16 protein-coding genes are annotated in these 18,123 nt (G+C 68.8%); 10 read left to right on the top strand and 6 right to left on the bottom strand.

The window, feature by feature from the left end; genetic code table 11:
- Positions 1-243: 243 nt before the first annotated feature.
- Together ACWPKK_RS25260 and ACWPKK_RS25255 are read left to right on the top strand one after the other, a co-directional pair.
- Positions 244-2,472, top strand: a complete 2,229-nt coding sequence (locus tag ACWPKK_RS25260; protein WP_452009911.1) for a methyl-accepting chemotaxis protein — start codon at positions 244-246, stop codon at positions 2,470-2,472.
- A gap of 40 nt (positions 2,473-2,512) precedes the next feature.
- Entirely contained in the window at positions 2,513-3,568 is a 1,056-nt protein-coding gene (locus ACWPKK_RS25255; RefSeq protein ID WP_452009908.1) for an amino acid ABC transporter substrate-binding protein, read from the top strand.
- A 152-nt stretch (positions 3,569-3,720) separates the two neighbouring features.
- Here ACWPKK_RS25255 and ACWPKK_RS25250 read toward each other — a convergent pair whose 3' ends face one another.
- The 5 genes from ACWPKK_RS25250 to ACWPKK_RS25230 all read right to left on the bottom strand — a co-directional run bounded on the left by ACWPKK_RS25250 (position 3,721) and on the right by ACWPKK_RS25230 (position 8,448).
- Positions 3,721-4,434 (bottom strand): ABC transporter ATP-binding protein, encoded by a 714-nt coding sequence (locus ACWPKK_RS25250; RefSeq protein ID WP_452009906.1) that lies wholly within the window; start codon positions 4,432-4,434, stop codon positions 3,721-3,723.
- The gene (locus ACWPKK_RS25245) at positions 4,424-5,179 is read right to left on the bottom strand and encodes an ABC transporter ATP-binding protein (protein ID WP_452009903.1); all 756 of its coding nucleotides are present in this window, start codon (positions 5,177-5,179) and stop codon (positions 4,424-4,426) included. The genes ACWPKK_RS25250 and ACWPKK_RS25245 overlap by 11 nt, the downstream gene beginning before the upstream one ends.
- Positions 5,176-6,198, bottom strand: a complete 1,023-nt coding sequence (locus ACWPKK_RS25240) for a branched-chain amino acid ABC transporter permease (RefSeq protein ID WP_452009901.1) — start codon at positions 6,196-6,198, stop codon at positions 5,176-5,178. The genes ACWPKK_RS25245 and ACWPKK_RS25240 overlap by 4 nt, the downstream gene beginning before the upstream one ends.
- Positions 6,195-7,064, bottom strand: coding sequence for a branched-chain amino acid ABC transporter permease (locus tag ACWPKK_RS25235; protein ID WP_452009898.1), 870 nt, complete (start codon positions 7,062-7,064; stop codon positions 6,195-6,197). Before ACWPKK_RS25235 ends, ACWPKK_RS25240 begins: the two co-directional genes overlap by 4 nt.
- Positions 7,065-7,260: 196 nt before the next feature.
- Positions 7,261-8,448, bottom strand: coding sequence for an ABC transporter substrate-binding protein (locus ACWPKK_RS25230; RefSeq protein ID WP_452009895.1), 1,188 nt, complete (start codon positions 8,446-8,448; stop codon positions 7,261-7,263).
- 340 nt (positions 8,449-8,788) lie between these two features.
- Here ACWPKK_RS25230 and ACWPKK_RS25225 point away from each other — a divergent pair, with 340 nt between their 5' ends.
- From ACWPKK_RS25225 to pcaG, 8 genes are all read left to right on the top strand, one after another.
- Positions 8,789-9,649, top strand: a complete 861-nt coding sequence (locus ACWPKK_RS25225) for a CoA transferase subunit A (protein ID WP_452009893.1) — start codon at positions 8,789-8,791, stop codon at positions 9,647-9,649.
- Complete coding sequence (locus ACWPKK_RS25220) at positions 9,649-10,458, top strand: CoA-transferase subunit beta (RefSeq protein ID WP_452009890.1); 810 nt, start codon at positions 9,649-9,651, stop codon at positions 10,456-10,458. Before ACWPKK_RS25225 ends, ACWPKK_RS25220 begins: the two co-directional genes overlap by 1 nt.
- 4 nt (positions 10,459-10,462) lie before the next feature.
- Positions 10,463-11,662: a 3-oxoadipyl-CoA thiolase gene (gene pcaF / locus ACWPKK_RS25215; protein WP_452009888.1), complete on the top strand. Its 1,200-nt coding sequence runs from the start codon at positions 10,463-10,465 to the stop codon at positions 11,660-11,662.
- Positions 11,663-11,813: 151 nt separating this feature from the next.
- A complete protein-coding gene (gene pcaD, locus ACWPKK_RS25210; protein ID WP_452009885.1) occupies positions 11,814-12,611 on the top strand; it encodes a 3-oxoadipate enol-lactonase in 798 nt (265 codons plus the stop codon).
- Positions 12,611-13,024 (top strand): 4-carboxymuconolactone decarboxylase, encoded by a 414-nt coding sequence (pcaC, locus tag ACWPKK_RS25205; RefSeq protein WP_452009882.1) that lies wholly within the window; start codon positions 12,611-12,613, stop codon positions 13,022-13,024. Before pcaD ends, pcaC begins: the two co-directional genes overlap by 1 nt.
- Before the next feature lie 18 nt (positions 13,025-13,042).
- Positions 13,043-14,416, top strand: coding sequence for a 3-carboxy-cis,cis-muconate cycloisomerase (locus ACWPKK_RS25200; RefSeq protein WP_452009879.1), 1,374 nt, complete (start codon positions 13,043-13,045; stop codon positions 14,414-14,416).
- Positions 14,417-14,441: 25 nt separating this feature from the next.
- Entirely contained in the window at positions 14,442-15,164 is a 723-nt protein-coding gene (gene pcaH, locus ACWPKK_RS25195) for a protocatechuate 3,4-dioxygenase subunit beta (protein WP_452009876.1), read from the top strand.
- 5 nt (positions 15,165-15,169) lie between these two features.
- Positions 15,170-15,727, top strand: coding sequence for a protocatechuate 3,4-dioxygenase subunit alpha (gene pcaG, locus ACWPKK_RS25190; protein WP_452009873.1), 558 nt, complete (start codon positions 15,170-15,172; stop codon positions 15,725-15,727).
- A 217-nt stretch (positions 15,728-15,944) separates the two neighbouring features.
- Here pcaG and ACWPKK_RS25185 read toward each other — a convergent pair whose 3' ends face one another.
- On the bottom strand, positions 15,945-18,029 hold the full coding sequence (locus ACWPKK_RS25185; protein ID WP_452009871.1) for a methyl-accepting chemotaxis protein: 2,085 nt from the start codon (positions 18,027-18,029) through the stop codon (positions 15,945-15,947).
- Between the last annotated feature and the right edge of the window lie 94 nt (positions 18,030-18,123).

The following is an 18,123-nucleotide window of genomic DNA, read 5'->3' as shown; positions in this document are numbered from 1 at the left end:
TTGAAATCAAACCGCCATGGGTGGTTGTGCCTTATCTTACATCGCTCTCCACATGGAAAGTCATAGTCCGTCAGCTCGGCGAAAAAGTCGCTCGATCCTTTATTGCCGGATCCTCCGCTTGTCTCAAATGCAAACGAAAAGACACGAGCTGTTCACAATTAGACGCTAAATCGTTCAAAGGGCCCTGCGACGATGTCCGTGTAGCAATCCGTGAAACCATTCTGTGGCGGCGGGGGTTTGGGCATGAAGGCAGTCTCGACGAAAGCAGGCCGGGCGAAAGCGGGCGGCACCCTGGACGACACCGGCGCCCGTTACCGGTTCTGGACGCTGCGCCGTGCCATGGTGTCGGTGGTCGGCGTACTGGTGGCGGCGCTGATCGCCAGCCAGGCCTGGGTGTCGCAACGCTACACCGACTTCGCGCTCACCACCTTCAACAGCAGTGCGGCGGCGACCCTGCGGGTGCTGTCCAACGACCGCATCCGCAAGAACTACACGGAATGGCTGCAGGGCCACGCCAATGAATGGAGCCGCGATTCCTTCCTTGTCGACAGCATCAGCCAGAAGGACCCGGCCAAGACGACGCTGGCGCTGAAGAACATCAATTCCCGCCCGGTGGTGGTCGACCGCGAGGTCCGGCTGGTCTCGGTCGCGGTGTTCGATCCCGACATGAACCGCATCGCCGCTACCGGTGGAGAGCAGGACAGCGTCGCCACCGTCGCCCCGTTGTTCGAGACGCTGAAGACGCGCGACCTCGCCGACAAGCGCCGCCCGGCCAGCCTGCTGTGGCGCGACGGCCAGGGCCGGCCGCTCTACAGCATGATCGTCCCCATCGGCGGCTTCCGCGTCCTCGGCTTCCTGGAGGTGGTGACCGATCCGCTGCCGGCCCTGTCCAGCCTGGGTGCGGTGCTGGATGCCGACATCCGCTTCACCGACGCCAAGGGCGCCGTTCTGTTCGAATCCAAGGGCAGCGCGCCGTCGGACCATGCGCAGCTGTCCAGCACAACCGTGGCGCTCAGTGGCGACGGCGGGTTGCCCTGGGCGACTGCGGAGATCTCGCGTGACGTCGCCGAGTTCGTCGGCGCCACGGAGGAGTTGCGCAACGACGCCCTCAAGATGGTCGCCGCCTTCGCGCTGGCCGTCGCCATCGCAGCCGCCCTGCTTCTGCGCGTCGCCGTCTTCGCCAACCTGCGCAAGTTCGCCCGCGCCATGGAGCAGATCGCCGCCGGCGACCTCTCCATCGAGGTCCCCCGCACCGGCCGCGACGAGCTGGCGGTGATGGGAACGGCGCTGCGCGGCCTGCGCGGCAGCGTGGAGCAGGTGCTACTGATGAAGCGTATGGTCGACAGCAGCCCGGTGCCGACCGCGCTGCTGCGAACGGACGGTCAGGTAGGGTTCGTCAACCCGGCCGCCCGCGCCTTCTGCGAGGCGCACGGCATCGACCCGACCGGTCCCGACCTGCTGGCCCAGGGGCCGGACTTCACCGCCGACTGCACCGATCCGGCCCGCCCGCCGATCCCGCGCCGCACCCTGACCGTCGACGAGACCACGGTGGAGGCGCATGTCGATACCGTGTTCGACGACCAGGGCAATGTGCTGGGCAAGACGCTGTCCTGGACCGACGTGACGGAGCAGATGCGCTCCGCCGCCCTCGCCCGCCAGCTGATGGAAGACGTGCATCAGGTGGCGTCGGGCGTCGCCACCCAGTCGGGCCAGCTGCGCGAGCTGGCCGACGCGCTGCGCCGGGAGTCGGCCGGCACCATCGACAGCACGGTCAGCGCCGGCAGCTTCGTCGCCGAGAGCAACCGCAACGCCAGCACCTGCAACGACAGCGCGGAAGTGCTGATGGACACCATCGGCAGCGTCTCCAGCCTCGCGACCGAGGCGGCGGGGATGGTCGGCGCCACACTGGGCGAGCTGACCGCCGCCCGCGGCGTGGTCGGCCAGCTGGGCGAGAACACCGAGCAGATCCGCCGCATCGTCGACGTGATCACCGGCATCGCCCACCAGACCAAGCTGCTGGCGCTGAACGCCACCATCGAAGCGGCGGCGGCCGGCGCCGCGGGGCGCGGCTTCGCCGTGGTCGCGGCGGAGGTGAAGAAGCTGGCGGAGGAGACCGCCGACGCCACCGTGCAGATCGCCGGCTCGGTCAACGCCATCAACGGCAGCATCCAGAACACCGTCGGCACCTTCGCCCGCATCTCCGGCTCGGTCGAGCGCATCAACGAGGTGCAGGAGCTGATCGGCGAGGCGGTGGCGCGCCAGACCGACTCCTCCACCGACATCCGCAACCGGGTCGGCGTGATCGCCGGCAACACCGGCGAGGTGGCGGCGCTGATCGACGGGGTCAGCGCCCAGGCCGCGCGCACCGGCGACATCGCCGGCTCCCTGACCGTCACGGCGAACACGCTGGCCGAGGAAGCCGCGTCGCTGCATAGTCTGCTCGGCACGCTGCGCGCCCAGCAGGCGGCCTGACCCTGGCCCGCCCGGCGGCGGCGCCGGGACGGTTCGGGAGATGGATTTCGCGATGAGGCTGGTCGGAACCCTCCGGCGTTTCGCTGCCGGGATGCTGCTGGCATTGGGCGCGGTACTGCCGCCGGCACAGGCTCTCGCCGGCGACGGCGAAACGCTGGAGCGCATCCACGGCCGCGGCTTCCTGGTCTGTGGGCTGCGCAGCGGGGTCAGCGGGATTTCCTTCTCCGACCCGCAGGGGCATCTGGACGGCTTCCTGGTCGATGTCTGCCGCGTCTTCGCCGCGGCGACGCTCGGCAACGCCCAGGCGATCCGCGTCGTCCGCCTTCCGGAGAAGCCGCAGGAATTCCAGGCGGTGGAGAAGCATGACGTCGACATCGCGCTGACCACCACGACCTGGACCTTCAGCCGCGAGCTGTCGCACGACATCGAGTTCCTGATGCCGCTGCTGCATGATGGCCAGGGCTTCGCCATCCACGGCGACGGCACCGCGCCGCCGCTCGACCGGCTGGGGCCGCGCACGGTCTGCGTCAAGACCGCGACCACCACCGTCCGCAATCTGGACGACCATATCCGCAAGTCCGACCTGCCCTGGTCGATCCGCACCTTCCAGACGCTGGACGAGGCGCTGCAGGCCTTCCTCGCCCATGAATGCGACCTGCTGACCACCGACCGCACGGTGTTGGTCACCTCGCTGGCCGGCTACCGCAAGGCGGGGATGGCCATCCACATCTACCCGGACGTGATCTCGCGCGAGCCGCTGACCCCCTATGTCGCGCGGGGCGACCGCAATTGGTACGACATCGCCCGCTGGGTCCTCCACGCCATCGTGCTGGCCGACGCCAAGGGCGTCACCGCCGCCGACGTGCAGGCCGGCCGCATCCCCGACGACCCCGAACTGCACCGCATGCTGGGCCATGCCGGCACCGCCGCCCGCACGCTGGGCCTGCCCGACGACTGGGCCCTGCAGGTGCTGGCGCAGGTCGGGAATTACGGCGAGATCTTCGACCGCAACCTGGGCATCCCCTACGGCATGGACCGCGGGCAGAACAAGCCCTGGACCCAGGGCGGGCTGCTGTATGCGCCGCCGTTCCGGTGAAAAACCTCGACCCCCCCAAGATTCCCTCTCCCCCCCGGGGAGAGGGTTAGGGTGAGGGGGGAGCAAAGCGAGGATTCTCGGGATAGCCATGCGGTGCATCCCCCTCACCCCAACCCTCTCCCCAGGGGGGAGAGGGGGATTTTACCATCCCCCTACGCCGCCAGCGCCACGCCCAGATGCCGTTCCAGCAGCGCCGCATCGGTCCTTGCCTGTGCGGCCGGTCCGGCATGCACCACCCGGCCGCGGTCGAGGAAGACCACGCGGTCGGCGAACTCCAGCGCGCGGTCGACCTGCTGCTCCACCAGAACGATGGTCATGTCGAGCTTCGACAGCGCCGCCATCAGCGTGTCGCAGATGACCGGGGCCAGCCCCTCCAGCGGCTCGTCCAGCAAAAGCACCGTCGGCTTGCCGAGAAGCGCGCGGGCGACCGACAGCATCTGCTGCTCGCCGCCCGACAGCTCGCCGCCGCCGTTGCGGCGCCGTTCGCCCAGCCGCGGGAACAGCGTGTACGCCTCCTCCAGCGCCGAGCGCGGACGGCCCTTCAGCCCGGTGACGAGGTTCTCCTCCACCGTCAGCGACTTGAAGATGTCGCGCGTCTGCGGGACATAGCCCAGCCCCGCCGCCGCCCGCGCCGAACTGCTCAGCCCGCCGAGTTCCACGCCGTCCAGCCGGATGCCGCCGCCATGGCGGGTGGTCTGGCCGACCAGCGTCGCCAGCGTGGTCGTCTTGCCCACCCCGTTGCGGCCGAGCAGGGCCAGCCGCCCGCCGGCCGGCACGCTGAAGGAGATGCCATCGAGGATCAGCGTCTTGCCGTAGCCGGCGCGCAGATCCGCAACCTCCAAAGATCCTACCGGTTCAGTGGGCATTGGTCCGGCTCCCCAGATAGACCTCGCGCACGCGCGGGTCGGCGACGATCTCCTTGGCGGTGCCGCTGCACAGCAGCCGCCCCTGCGCCAGCACGACGATGGTTCTGGCGAAGCGGAAAACGAGATCCATGTCGTGCTCGATCATCAGCACCGCCAGATCCTTCGGCAACTGGTCGATGGCGTCGAGGATGCGCTGGCTTTCGGAATGGGGCACGCCGGCCGCCGGCTCGTCCAGGATCAGCACCTTCGGCTTCATGGCGAGCGCCAGCGCGATCTCCAGCAGCCGCTGCTGCCCGTAGGCGAGCGAGCCGACCGCAGTGTGCGCCACATGGGTCAGCCCCATGATGCCCAGCAGCTCCGCCACCTCGTCGGCCAGACCGGCCAATTTGGCGACGTTGGCGAACAGGCGGAAGGTGCGGCGGTCGCGCTGCAGCACCGCCAGTTCCAGATGCTCGCGCACCGTCATCGACTTGAACAGCCGCGCCACCTGGAAGCTGCGGATCAACCCCAGCCGCACCCGCTCCGCCGGCGGAAGCTTGGTCACGTCGCGTCCGTCCAGCCGGATGGTGCCGGCGCTGGGCGGGATCACCCCGGTGACGAGGTTGACGAAGGTGGTCTTCCCGGCGCCGTTCGGCCCGATCAGGGCGCAGCGGTCGCCCGCCTTCAGCGTCATGGAGATGTCGGACGCCACCTGGAGGCCGCCGAAATTCTTGCTCAACCCCTCGACGTCCAGCAGCGCCGTCATGCCCCGCCCTCCTTTCCGCGCCGCAGCCCGCCCAGCCGCTCCACCGCCGACACGATGCCGCCGGGCAGGAACAGGACGATGCCGATCAGGAACAGGCCGATGAAGGCCATCCAGTGATAGGGATCGTTGGCGGCCAGGATGTGGTGGACGCCCATGAAGGCGGCGGTGCCGATCACCGCGCCATAGAGGCGCCCGGTGCCGCCCAGCACCAGCATGACCAGCGCCTCCGCCGACCAGGAGAAGCCGGCGCTGTCCAGCCCGACGATGCCGCTGGTCACCGCGGTCAGGGCGCCGGCCACCCCGGCGAACATGCCGGCCACCGCATAGAGCACCACCAGATAGGCCTTGGGCGAACCGCCGATTGCGGAGACCCGCAACGGGTCCTCCTTTACCCCGCGGCAGGCCAGCCCGAAGGGCGAGCGCACGATCCGCCGCGCCACCACCAGCCCGACCACCAGAACCGCCAGCGCGAACAGGTAGGAGGTGTGGCCGAACATGTCGAAGCGGAACATTCCCAGCACCGGCGCCGGATCGATGCCCGACAGGCCGTCGCTGCCGCCGGTCCAGTCGCGCGCCTTGTTGGCGACCTCCTGCACGATCTGCCCGACCGCGATGGTCAGCATCAGCAGGGTCAGGCCGCGGGCATGCAGGATCAGGGCGCCGGTGACCAGCGCCAGCAGACCGCCGGCCAGCCCGCCGACCGCCAGCATCGCGAAGGGGTCGTTGTTCCAGTTGACCGCGACGATGCCGGCGGCATAGGCGCCGGTGCCGAACATCGCCGCCTGCCCCAGCGTGGCGATCCCGCCATAGCCGAGCACGAGGTCGAGCGACAGCACGAACAGCGCCGAGGCGGCGATGCGGGTCAGCAGCGCCAGATCGTCCGGCAGCAGCCAATAGGCGGCCAGCCCCACCGCCGCGATCAGCGGGATGCCGATCCAGTCGAGGTCGCGGCGCCTGCCGAGCGGGATGGATCGCGTCATGGTGCCGGCCTTGCCGTCTCGCTCGGCGACGCTCGTCATGCCGTCCTCCCTTTGAAGAAGCCGTGGGGCCAGCGGAACAGGATCAGGATCAGGGCGGCGTAGAAGAAGAACTCGCCGAAATTCGGGATCAGGTATTTGCCGGCGGTGTCGACGATGCCCAGCGCCAGCGCCGCCGCGGCCGAGCCGAAGATGCTGCCGGCACCGCCGACCGCCACCACCGCCAGGAACAGCACGATGTAGCGGATGGCGTAATAGGGCTCCAGCGGCAGCAGTTCGGCCCCCAGCACGCCGCCCAGCGCCGCCAGCCCGGTGCCGAGCGCGAAGGTCGCCAGATAGAGCCGCTCGGTCCGGATGCCCAGCGCCGCCGCCATGGCCGGATCATCCACCGCGGCGCGCAGCCGGATGCCGAAGTCCGTGCGTTCCAGCAGCCACCACAGCCCCAGCAGCGTCGCCGCCCCGGCGCCGATCACGAAGGCGCGGTGGGTCGGGATAGCCTTCGGCCCCAGCTCCACCGTGCCGGTCAGCAGTTCCGGCAACGGGATGCGCTTCAGCGTCGGGCCGAACAGATAGTTGATGCCGGCGACGATGACGAAGGTCAGGCCGATGGTCAGCAGCACCTGCGCCAGCTCGTTCGCCGAGCCGTAGATGCGGCGGTACAGCAGCCGTTCCAGCGGCAGCGTCGCCAGCACCGTCAGCGCCACGGCCACCACCAGCGCCACCCCATAGGGCAGCCCGGCGCCCTGCGCCGCATAGGACGCGACATAGCCGCCGACCATGGCGAAGGCGCCATGCGCCAGATTGACCACCCGCATCAGCCCCAACGTCACCGACAGGCCGACGGAGATGATGAAGAGGATCATGCCGTAGGCGACCCCGTCGACGGCGATCCCGAACATGGTTTCCATGATGTGCGTCCGTCTGCCCCTCTCCCTCTCCCCCCCGGGGAGAGGGTCGGGGTGAGGGGGATGCGTGGCGTGAAGTTGGTAGTGGAGCCGGACTGTCCGCTTGTTGTTAATCCACCCTGTGCATCCCCCTCACCCTGACCCTCTCCCCAGGGGGGAGAGGGGATTCTTTCTGGTTCGGGAGAGGGACAATCCCCCCTCACTTCGCCAACTTGTACCCATAGTCCGGCTGCTTCGGGAACGCCTCCTTCTCGACGTTCTCAAATTTGCCGTCGACCTTCTCGACAGTGCGCAGATAGATCGTCTGGGTTACGTGGCGGCTGTCGGGATCGATGGTCAGGGGTCCGCGCGGGCTTTCCCAGCTCATGCCCTTCACCGAGTCCACCGCCTTCGCGCCGTCGATCCTGCCGCCGCCGCCGTTCTTGATCATCTGGTAGATGACATGCACGCCGTCATAGGCGCCGACCGAACTGAAGGTGACGGTGTCGTAGGACCCGAACATCTCCTTGTGCTTGGCGACGAAGGCCTTGTTCTTCGCCGAATCATGCGCGCGGCTGTAGTTGAAGCTGGTGGTGATGCCCAGCGCGGCGTCGCCCAGGGCCGGCAGGTCCGGTTCCTGGGTCAGGTCGCCGGGACCGAAGAACTTGATGCCCGCCGCCTTCAGCCCAGTGTCGTTGAAGGCCTTGGCGAAGGCCAGCGTCGATGGCCCGGCGGGCAGGAAGGCATAGACCGCCTCCGCGCCCGAATCCTTGATGCGCTGCATGAAGGGGGCGAAGTCGTTGGACTTCATCGGCATGCGGATGGTGTCGACCACCGAGCCGCCATGCTTTTCGAAGGTGGTCTTGAAGGCGGTCTCGCCGTCGATGCCGGGGCCATAGTCGCTGACCGCCGACACCGCCTTCTTGATCCCCTGCTTGGCCATGTATTCGGCCAGGGGCACCGTGTTCTGCCACAGGGTGAAGGAGGTGCGGACATAGCGCGGCGACTTTTCCGTGATGGCGGAGGTCGCGGCGTTGAAGATCACGCAGGGAATGTTCGCCTCGTCGATCAGCGGGGCGACGGCCAGCGCATCGGGCGTGAAGAAATAGCCGGCGAGGAAGGAGACCTTTTCCTTGACGATCAGCTCCTGCGACAGCGCCTTGCTTTGTGCCGGGTTGGCTTGGTCGAGGTCCTTGTAGATGAACTCCACCGTGTCGTTGCCGACGGTCTTGCCATGTTCGGCCTGATAGATCTCGATCGCTTCCCGGAAGGTCTTGCCGACCACGCCGTAGGGTCCGGAGAAAGGCGCGACGACGCCGACCTTGATGGTGGCGGCCCCGGCCGAACCGGCCGTCAGCGCCAGACCGAACGCCGCACCCAGCAGCGCGTTGCGCAGAGTCCTCGTCATCGTCCCTCCCACATGTGACCATATGCCGGCGCCGGAACTCGCGGCCCCGATCGTTGACTGTTCCGCTCAGCGTACTGAGGGGCAACCGAACCGTCAAGTGCGATATTTGACATTAAGTGCGATAAACGCCCATAACGCGGTTTTCATCTAAGCTCTTGTTTTATATCGCAAAAGCAAAGTCATCAGAACCATTTCACCGCAATTCCCTCATGCTGCGACGCAATATGTGCGTTTACCGTACATATATGCCTATATTCGACCTTGACAGCCGAAATGCTCGACGGCCAATCTGTGCGTAAAGATGAATGTTCGTGCGATTTTCGCACATCCGGGAGGTCATATGGCCAAGATCACGCCCCTGCGCGAGGCGGTGGCGAGCCTCGTGCGCGACGGCGACACGGTCGCCCTGGAAGGATTCACCCACCTGATTCCCCATGCCGCCGGGCACGAGATCATCCGGCAGGGCCGGCGTGGCCTGATCCTGGTCCGCATGACGCCGGACCTGATCTACGACCAGATGATCGGCATGGGCTGTGCTGCCAAGCTGATCTTCTCCTGGGGCGGCAACCCCGGCGTCGGCTCGCTCCACCGCTTCCGCGACGCCGTCGAACAGGGCTGGCCGCACCGGCTGGAGATCGAGGAGCACAGCCACGCCGGCATGGCGAACGCCTATGTCGCCGGCGCCTCAAACCTGCCCTTCGCCCTACTGCGCGGCTACACCGGCTCCGACCTGCCGAAGGTCAACCCCAACATCCGCTTCGTCGAGTGCCCCTTCACGGGGGAGAAGCTGGCCGCCATCCCCTCCGTCCGTCCCGACGTGACGGTGATCCACGCCCAGAAGGCCGACCGCCGCGGCAACGTCCTGCTGTGGGGCATCCTCGGCGTCCAAAAGGAAGCCGTTCTGGCCGCCAAGCGTTCCATCATCACGGTGGAAGAGATCGTCGACGATCTGGAAGCGCCGCCGAACGCCTGCGTGCTGCCGAGCTGGGCGCTCTCCGCCGTCTGCCATGTCCCCGGCGGCGCCTATCCGTCCTACGCGCAGGGCTATTCGGAGCGCGACAACCGTTTCTACAAGGCCTGGGACCCAATCGCCCGCTCGCGCGAGGAGTTCCGCGCCTGGATGCAGCGCCATGTCCTGGACACCGACGATTTCGCCGGCTTCCGCCGCGTGCTGGCCGAAAGCATGAAGGAGGCCGCGTGATGAGCAGCCCTAAGACCATTGGCGAAACTCTCGACTTCACCGCGACCGAGATCATGACGGTGGCGGCCAGCCGGCTGCTGAAGGACGGCACCGTCTGCTTCGTCGGCATCGGCCTGCCCTCCACCGCCGCCAACCTCGCCCGGCTGACCCATGCGCCGGACGTGGTGCTGATCTATGAATCCGGCCCCATCGGCGCCAAGCCGACCGTGCTGCCGCTGTCGATAGGCGACGGCGACCTCGCGCTGACCGCCGACACCGTGGTCGGCACGCCGGAGATCTTCCGCTACTGGCTGCAGGGCGGACGGATCGACGTCGGCTTCCTCGGCGCGGCCCAGGTCGACCGCTTCGCCAACATCAACACCACCGTCATCGGCCCCTATGACGCGCCCAAGGTGCGGCTGCCCGGTGCCGGCGGCGCGCCGGAGATCGCCTCCCAGGCCAAGGAGGTGTTCATCGTGCTGAAGCAAAGCCCAAAGGCCTTCGTCGCCAAGCTGCCCTTCGTCACCTCGGCCGGCTATCTCGACGGCGGTGACGCGCGGGCCAAGGCCGGCATTCCCGGCGCCGGGCCGACAGCGGTCATCACCGACCTCGGCATCCTCACCCCCGATCCGGTGACGAAGGAACTGACCCTGACCAGCATCCATCCCGGCGTGACGGTGGAGCAGGTGAAGGCGGCCACCGGCTGGGACCTGAAGATCGCGCCCGACCTGAAGACCACCGAAATCCCGGACGCCGGCGCGCTGGCCGCACTGCGCGACCTCCAGGCCCGCACTGCGGCAGCCCATGGGCAAGTTGGCGGAGAAGGATAAGACCATGCGTGACGCCTATATCTGCGACGCCATCCGCACCCCCATCGGCCGCTATGCAGGATCCCTGTCGTCGGTGCGCGCCGATGATCTCGGCGCCGTGCCGATCCGCGCCCTGATGCAGCGCAACCCGTCGGTCGACTGGGCCGCGGTGGATGATGTGATCTATGGCTGCGCCAACCAGGCCGGCGAGGACAACCGCAACGTCGCCCGCATGGCCGCCCTGCTGGCAGGATTGCCCGAGGCGGTGCCGGGCACGACGATGAACCGGCTCTGCGGCTCCGGCCTCGACGCGCTCGCCACCGCGGCCCGCGCCATCAGGACGGGCGAGGCCGATCTGATGATCGCCGGCGGGGTGGAGAGCATGAGCCGCGCCCCCTTCGTCATGGGCAAGGCCGACGCCCCCTTCTCCCGCCAAGCCGAGATCTTCGACACCACCATCGGCTGGCGCTTCGTCAACCCGGCGATGAAAGCGGCCTACGGCACCGATTCGATGCCGGAGACGGCGGAGAACGTCGCCGACGACTGGAAGATCGCCCGCGCCGACCAAGACGCCTTCGCGCTCCGCAGCCAGGAGCGCGCCGCCCGCGCCATCGCCAACGGCAGCATGGCCCGCGAGATCGCCCCCGTCACCATCAAGACCCGCAAGGGCGAGACGGTGGTGACCACCGACGAGCATCCCCGCGCCACGACGCTGGAAGCGCTGTCGGCCCTGAAGCCGATCGTCCGCCCCGGCGGCACGATCACCGCCGGCAACGCGTCCGGCGTCAACGACGGCGCCGCCGCCCTGCTGGTGGCGTCGGAGGCCGCGGTGAAGCGCCATGGCCTGACCCCGCGCGCCCGCATCCTCGGCGGTGCGACCGCCGGCGTCCCGCCGCGCGTCATGGGCATCGGCCCGGTGCCCGCCACCCGCAAGCTGCTGGAACGGCTGGGCCGGACCATCGCCGACATCGACCTGATCGAGCTGAACGAGGCCTTCGCCGCCCAGGCTCTGGCCGTCCTGCGCGAGCTGGGCCTGCCCGACGATGCCGCGCATGTGAACCCCAACGGCGGCGGCATCGCGCTCGGCCATCCGCTCGGCATGAGCGGCGCCCGTCTGGCGACCACCGCGGTGTACCAGCTCGAGCAGTCCGGCGGCCGGACGGCGCTCTGCACCATGTGCATCGGCGTCGGCCAGGGCATCGCGGTGATGATCGAGCGGGTGTAATCCCGAAAGTTAGACCCCCACCTAACCTCCCCCACTGGGTGGGGGAGGGACTGCCGCCGCCCTCCCGAACAAGCGCTTGTCCCCTCCCCCGCCCAGCGGGGGAGGGTTAGGGTGGGGGTCTAGCTTCCCAAGAGGCGATAGGACCACACCCATGCCCTTCATCGAAGCCGCCGGCATCACCCAGCACTACGACCTGACCGGCCCGGCCGACGCGCCGGTGCTGCTGTTCGCCAACTCCATCGGCACCAGCCTTCACATCTGGGACGCCGTGGTGCCGCACCTGTCGGACCGCTACCGCATCCTGCGCTATGACATGCGCGGCCACGGCCTGACCCAGGTGACGCCGGTCAGCGACGATGCCGGTTACAGCATGGACCTGCTGGCCGACGACGCCGCTGGCCTGCTCGACGCGCTCGGCATCGCGCGTGCCCATGTCTGCGGCCTGTCCATCGGCGGCATGATGGCGCAGCGCCTCGCCGTCAAGGCACCCGGCCGCATCCAGGGCCTGATCCTGTGCGACACCGCCGGCGTGATCGGCCCGGCCTCGGTCTGGACCGACCGCATCGCCGCAATCCGCGCCCGCGGCATGGCCGCGATCTCCGACGGGGTGATGGCCCGCTGGTTCACGCAGGCCTTCCGCGACGGCCGGCCCGACCAGATCCGCGGCTACACCGCCATGGTCGCCCGCACCACGGAAGACGGCTATGTCGGCTGCGCCATGGCGATCCGCGACGCCGACCTGCGCACCGCCAACGCCGCCATCAAAGCCCCGACCCTGGTGATCTGCGGCGAGGACGATGTTGCCACCCCGCCCGACGCCGCCCGCGAACTGGCGGCCGGCATCCCCGGCGCGCGGTTCGAACTGCTGCCCGGCGCCGCCCATATCCCCGGTGTCGAGAAGCCGGCGGAACTGGCCGCCCTGATCGACGGCTTCCTGAGGGACCTGTGATGGCCGACCGTGAAATAATGGACAAGGATCTGTACGACCGCGGCATGGCGGTGCGCCGCTCGGTCCTGGGCGACGCCCATGTCGACCGCTCGCTGGAGCGCGCCACCGAGTTCGACGCCGATTTCCAGGAGTTCATCACCAAGACCGCCTGGGGCCAGATCTGGACTCGGCCGGGCCTGGACATCCGGACGCGCAGCATGCTGACCATCGGCATGCTGGCGGCACTGGGCAAGGACGGGGAGCTGAAGCTGCACATCCGCGCCACCCGCAACACCGGCGTGACCCGCGACGAGGTGAAGGAGATCCTGATGCAGGCCGCCGTCTATGCCGGCGTCCCCGCCGGAAACCACGCCATCGCGCTGGCCCGCGCCGTCTACGCGGAGATGGACGAGGAAGACGCCCAAAAGGGCTGAAAGGAAGGGGTGAGCCGCATGACCGCCGACCGCTATTCCGACCCGCTGCTCGACCCGCTCTTCACCAGCGACGCGGCGGCCGACGCCTTCTCGCCCACCGCAAGGCTGCAGGGCATGTTGGCGTTCGAGGCGGCGCTGGCGCGGGCCGAGGCGGCGGTCGGCGTCATCCCTTCCCGCGCTGTCCCGGCCATCGAGGCGGCGTGCAAGGCCGAGCTCTACGATCTGACCGCGCTGGGGGCGGAGGCGGCGCTGGCCGGCAACACCGCCATCCCGATGGTCAAGCACCTGACCCGTGCCGTGCAGGCAGCCGACGAGGAAGCGTCGCGCTACGTCCATTGGGGCGCCACCAGCCAGGACGCCATGGACAGCGGCCTGATGCTGCAGCTGCGCCGCTTACTCGACAGCCTCGACGCCGATCTGGCGGCTCTCGCCGACGGCCTCGCCGATCTCGGCGACCGCCACCGCGCCACGCCGATGGTCGCCCGCACCTGGCTGCAGCACGCCCTGCCGACGACATTCGGGCTGAAGGCCGCCGGCTGGCTCGACGCGCTGGGCCGCGACCGTCAGCGGATCGCCACGGCTAGAGGCCGCCTCGCCCTGCAATTCGGCGGCGCGGCCGGCACGCTGGCAGCATTGGGCGACGCCGGCCCGGCGGTGGCGGAGGCGTTGGCGAAGGAGTTGGACCTCCCCCTGCCCGCCCTGCCCTGGCACGCCAGCCGCGACCGCATCACCGAACTGGCATCATCCCTCGGCATCCTCGCCGGCACGCTGGGCACGCTCGGCCGCGACATCTCGCTGATGATGCAGATGGAGGTCGCCGAAGCCTTCGAGCCCGCCGGCCCCGGCCGCGGCGGCTCCTCCACCATGCCGCACAAGCGCAACCCGGTGTCCTGCGCCGTCCTGCTCTCCACCGCCATCCGCGCTCCCGCCCTGGTCGGCGGACTGCTGGCGGCCCAGGTGCAGGAACACGAACGCGGCCTCGGCGGCTGGCATGCCGAATGGCAGGCTTTGCCCGACCTCTGCCGCCTCGTCGCCGGCGCCGCCCGCCACGCCCGCGAGACCGTCGCCGGCCTGACCGTCGATGCGGAGCGCATGCGCGCCAACCTCGACCTCACCCGCGGCCTGATCCTGGCGGAGGCGGTGACCATGGCGCTGGGCGACCGCATGGGCCGCATGGCCGCCCATTCCCGCGTGGCCGACGCCAGCCGCCTCGCATCCTCCACCGGCCGCCCCCTACGCGACGTGCTGGCCGATGATACCGACGTGGTGGAGGCGCTGGGCGCCGACGCGCTCGACCGCCTGTTCGATCCGCTGCGCTACACCGGCGCAGCATCCCATTTCATCGACCGCGTGCTGGATACCCATAGGCAAGCAAAAGGTCGGCAAAGCTGACCGCTCCCAAGGAGGGACGACCGAGATGGACACAGCCGTTCAGGAGACCGAGGGCGATTTTGCCCCCCGTGATTGGGCACAACACCCGCCCTACCTGTCGCCACTCTACAAATCGACGGTACTGCGCTCGCCGTCCAAGCCGCTGATCCCGATGAAGCAGTGCCTGTCGGTCCGCAGCGGCCCGGTCTTCGGCCATGACAGCGTCGATCCGCTGGACAACGACCTGACGAAGAACGGCCGCGTCAACGGCGAGCCGATCGGCGAGCGCATCATCGTCACCGGCCGCGTGCTGGACGAGAGCGGCCGGCCGGTGCCGCACACGTTGCTGGAGATCTGGCAGGCCAACGCCTGCGGCCGCTACGTCCACCGCTGGGACCAGCATGACGCGCCGCTCGATCCCAACTTCTTCGGGGCCGGCCGCTGCATCACCGACGCGGAAGGCCGCTACCGCTTCACCACGATCAAGCCCGGCGCCTATCCCTGGGGCAACCACCACAATGCCTGGCGCCCGGCGCACATCCATTTCTCGCTGTTCGGGCCGTCCTTCCTGACCCGGCTGGTCACCCAGATGTATTTCCCGGGCGATCCGCTGCTGCCGCTCGACCCCATCTACAACGGGGTGCCGGAGGGCGCGCGCGATCTGCTGATCTCGCGCTTCTCCATCGATGTGACCGAGCCGGTGTGGGCGCTCGGCTATGAGTTCGACATCGTCCTGCGCGGACGCCAAGCCACGCCGATGGAGGGCTGACCGCCATGAGCCAGACGCTGAAACAGACGCCGTCGCAGACCGTCGGCCCCTATTTCGCCTATGCCTGGACGCCGGAACTCTACGGCCGCCGCCCGCTGGCGACCAACCGGCTGGCGACCCGCGACATGGCCGGCGAGCACATCCGCATCGAAGGCGTGGTCTATGACGGCGAAGGTGCGCCGATCCGCGATTGCGTGGTGGAGATCTGGCAGGCCGGCGCCGACGGCCGCCACGCTCCCGGTGCGGCCGGCTTCGGCCGCTGCGGCACCAACGACGAAGGCTATTATTTCTTCGACACGGTGAAGCCCGGCGCCTGCGATCCCGGCCACGCCCCGCACATCGCGGTGACGGTGTTCGCCCGCGGCATGCTGAGCCACGCCTTCACCCGCCTGCACTTCTCCGACGAGGCCGCGGCGAACGAGGCCGACCCGGTTTTGGCGAGCGTCCCGGCCGACCGCCGCGACACCCTGATCGCACGGCGCGCCGAGGTGCCGGGCGGGGTGGTCTACCGTTTCGATATCCGCGTGCAGGGCGAGGGGGAGACGGTGTTCTTCGACTGTTGAGGGTGGGGGTGTCGGCTTCGATTGCCCCCACCTAACCTCCCCCGCTCTCAGCGGACCTAAGGTCCGCCTGTCGCGTCAGCACAAAGCATAGCTTTGTGCGAGAGCTGGGCGGGGGAGGGACTGCCGCTACTTTCCCGATCAAGCACTTAATCCCCTCCCCCGCCCAGCGGGGGAGGGTTAGGGTGGGGGCATCGTCAGCCGACACACCACCCCACACTCACCCCTCGCGGATCGTCGCCACGAAGCGCTGCACCTCGGTGCGCAGCTGGGCCGACTGGTGCGACAGCGTGTCGGCGGCCGACCGCGCCTGGGCGGCCATGCTGCCGGTCTCGCTGGCGGCGCGGGTGACGCCGTCGATGTTGGTCGACACCTCGCGGGTGCCGGCGGCGGCCTGCTGGACGTTGCGGCTGATCTCGCGGGTCGCCGCCCCCTGCTCCTCCGCCGCGGCGGCGACGGCGGTGACCGTCTCGCTGATGCCGAGGATGGTGTGGCCGATGGCCTGGATGGCGCCGACGGCGCTGCCGCTGACCGACTGGATTTCGGCGATCTGGGCGGCGATCTCCTCCGTCGCCTTGGCGGTCTGGCTGGCGAGGTTCTTCACCTCCTGCGCCACGACGGCGAAGCCCTTGCCGGCCTCCCCCGCCCGCGCCGCCTCGATGGTGGCGTTCAGCGCCAGCAGGTTGGTCTGGCCGGCGATGGACTGGATCAGGTTCACCACGTCGCCGATCTTCTGCGCCGCCTGGGCTAGACCGGCGACGGTGCCGTTGGTCTTCTCGACCTCCCCCACCGCGTCGTTCGCCATGCGGGACGAGGCGGCGATGCGCTGGTTGATTTCCTCGATGGAGTGGGCCAGCTCCTCCGCGGCGGCGGCCACCGTCTGCACGTTGCTGCTGGCGACGTCGGCGGCGCTGGCGACGGCCGCGGCCTGGGCGTTGGTCTGCTCGGCGATGGCCGACAGCCCTTCGGAGTCGGTGCGGATCAGTTCGGCCTGCTGGGCCACGTTGGCGACCACGCCGCCGACCGTGCTCTCGAACCGGTCGGCCATCCGGGCCAGCTCCTGCTTGCGCTGTTCGGCGGCGCGCTGCTCGTCCAGGCGGCGCTGCTCCTCCATCTCGGCGACGCGGCCGGCGTTCTCCTTGAACAGCTGGAGCGCCTTGTTGATGGCGCCGATCTCGTCGGCGCGGTCGCGGTCGGTGACCTCCACGTCGCGCCGGCCAGCGGTCAGCGCCTGGATGGTGGCGATGATCCGGCGCAGCGGCTGGCCGACGACCATGCGGCTCGTCAGCCACAGCGCCAGCAGTAGCCCGGCGGTCAGCAGCACCGCACCCACGGCGATGAAGGCCCGCAGCTCCTGCTTCGGCACCTCGATCTTGTTGATCGGCAGGTTGACCAGGATCGACCAGGGCGTGCCGGTGCCGCCGATGACGACCGGCCGGAACAGCTGCTTGACGTCGGTCTTCAGGCTGGCCGACACCGAGAAATGGGAGAAGGGTTTGCCCTCGCGGATGGCGGGCATGGCGTCCTTCAGCCGCTCGTTGGTCTGCAGGATCGGCTTGCCCAGATGATCGGGGTTGCTGTAGGCGGCCCATGCCCCGCCGTTGGAGATCAGGAAGACCGATCCCGTCTCGAACGGCTTGACCGTCTTCAACTCGTTCCAGATGTCGTCGGTGGCGATGTCCACGCCGGCGACGCCGATGAACTTGCCGCCGTCCATGATCGGAACCACCAGCGACACCATCAGCACGTTCTTGCCGGCGACCGTGTAGCTGTAGGGCTCGACGATCACCTCCTTGCCGGTGCGCTTGGCCTGCTGGTAGTAGACGCCGTCCGGTCCGGGATCGTCATAGCCGACCAGCGATTCCAGCTGGACCTTGCCGCCGCCGCGGTTCCAATAAGGGATGAAGCGGCCGCTGGCGTCCGTGCCGGGGCCCTTGGCGAAGGCGGCGTCCTTGCCGTCCAGCGCGTTGGGCTCCATGCCGACCCAGACGCCGATCAGCCCGGTGTTGGCCTCCAGCAGGCTTTTCAGCCAGTCGTTCAGCTTGTCGCGGTCGACGATGCCGCTCCGCTTCAGGCTGAGCAGGGTGGTGCCCATCAGGCGGCTGACGTCCATGGCGTCGTTCAGCCGCCGCTCGACGGCCGCCGCATGGTACTTGCCCAATTCCTCCCCGACCTGGAAGGACAGCTCGTCGGTGTCCGCCCCGCTCTTGACGGAGATCACGACCGACCCGCCCCCCAGCCCGATGACCAGGACCAACCCGATCGCCAACACCAGCTTTGTCACCAACGGCAACTTCTTGAACATCGACTTTCCCCGCGACACATCCGAATGAAGGCACGACACCCCACGCCGACTGTCCCGCCGTTCGGTTAAATTCGCGTAAATTGCCGTCTAATAT

This window comes from Azospirillum largimobile, from assembly GCF_977007025.2.
Note: the sequence above shows the minus strand (reverse complement) of the source record. Positions and strands in the feature narration are given on the sequence as shown.

Coding starts and splice junctions, on each gene's coding strand:
- pcaD (WP_452009885.1), top strand. CDS start 11,814: ATGCCCTTCATCGAAGCCGCCGGCATCACCCAGCACTACGACCTGACC.
- pcaH (WP_452009876.1), top strand. CDS start 14,442: ATGGACACAGCCGTTCAGGAGACCGAGGGCGATTTTGCCCCCCGTGAT.
- ACWPKK_RS25225 (WP_452009893.1), top strand. CDS start 8,789: ATGGCCAAGATCACGCCCCTGCGCGAGGCGGTGGCGAGCCTCGTGCGC.
- ACWPKK_RS25255 (WP_452009908.1), top strand. CDS start 2,513: ATGGATTTCGCGATGAGGCTGGTCGGAACCCTCCGGCGTTTCGCTGCC.
- pcaF (WP_452009888.1), top strand. CDS start 10,463: ATGCGTGACGCCTATATCTGCGACGCCATCCGCACCCCCATCGGCCGC.
- ACWPKK_RS25250 (WP_452009906.1), bottom strand. CDS start 4,434: ATGCCCACTGAACCGGTAGGATCTTTGGAGGTTGCGGATCTGCGCGCC.
- pcaG (WP_452009873.1), top strand. CDS start 15,170: ATGAGCCAGACGCTGAAACAGACGCCGTCGCAGACCGTCGGCCCCTAT.
- ACWPKK_RS25230 (WP_452009895.1), bottom strand. CDS start 8,448: ATGACGAGGACTCTGCGCAACGCGCTGCTGGGTGCGGCGTTCGGTCTG.
- ACWPKK_RS25245 (WP_452009903.1), bottom strand. CDS start 5,179: ATGACGGCGCTGCTGGACGTCGAGGGGTTGAGCAAGAATTTCGGCGGC.
- pcaC (WP_452009882.1), top strand. CDS start 12,611: ATGGCCGACCGTGAAATAATGGACAAGGATCTGTACGACCGCGGCATG.
- ACWPKK_RS25235 (WP_452009898.1), bottom strand. CDS start 7,064: ATGGAAACCATGTTCGGGATCGCCGTCGACGGGGTCGCCTACGGCATG.
- ACWPKK_RS25240 (WP_452009901.1), bottom strand. CDS start 6,198: ATGACGAGCGTCGCCGAGCGAGACGGCAAGGCCGGCACCATGACGCGA.
- ACWPKK_RS25185 (WP_452009871.1), bottom strand. CDS start 18,029: ATGTTCAAGAAGTTGCCGTTGGTGACAAAGCTGGTGTTGGCGATCGGG.
- ACWPKK_RS25220 (WP_452009890.1), top strand. CDS start 9,649: ATGAGCAGCCCTAAGACCATTGGCGAAACTCTCGACTTCACCGCGACC.
- ACWPKK_RS25260 (WP_452009911.1), top strand. CDS start 244: ATGAAGGCAGTCTCGACGAAAGCAGGCCGGGCGAAAGCGGGCGGCACC.
- ACWPKK_RS25200 (WP_452009879.1), top strand. CDS start 13,043: ATGACCGCCGACCGCTATTCCGACCCGCTGCTCGACCCGCTCTTCACC.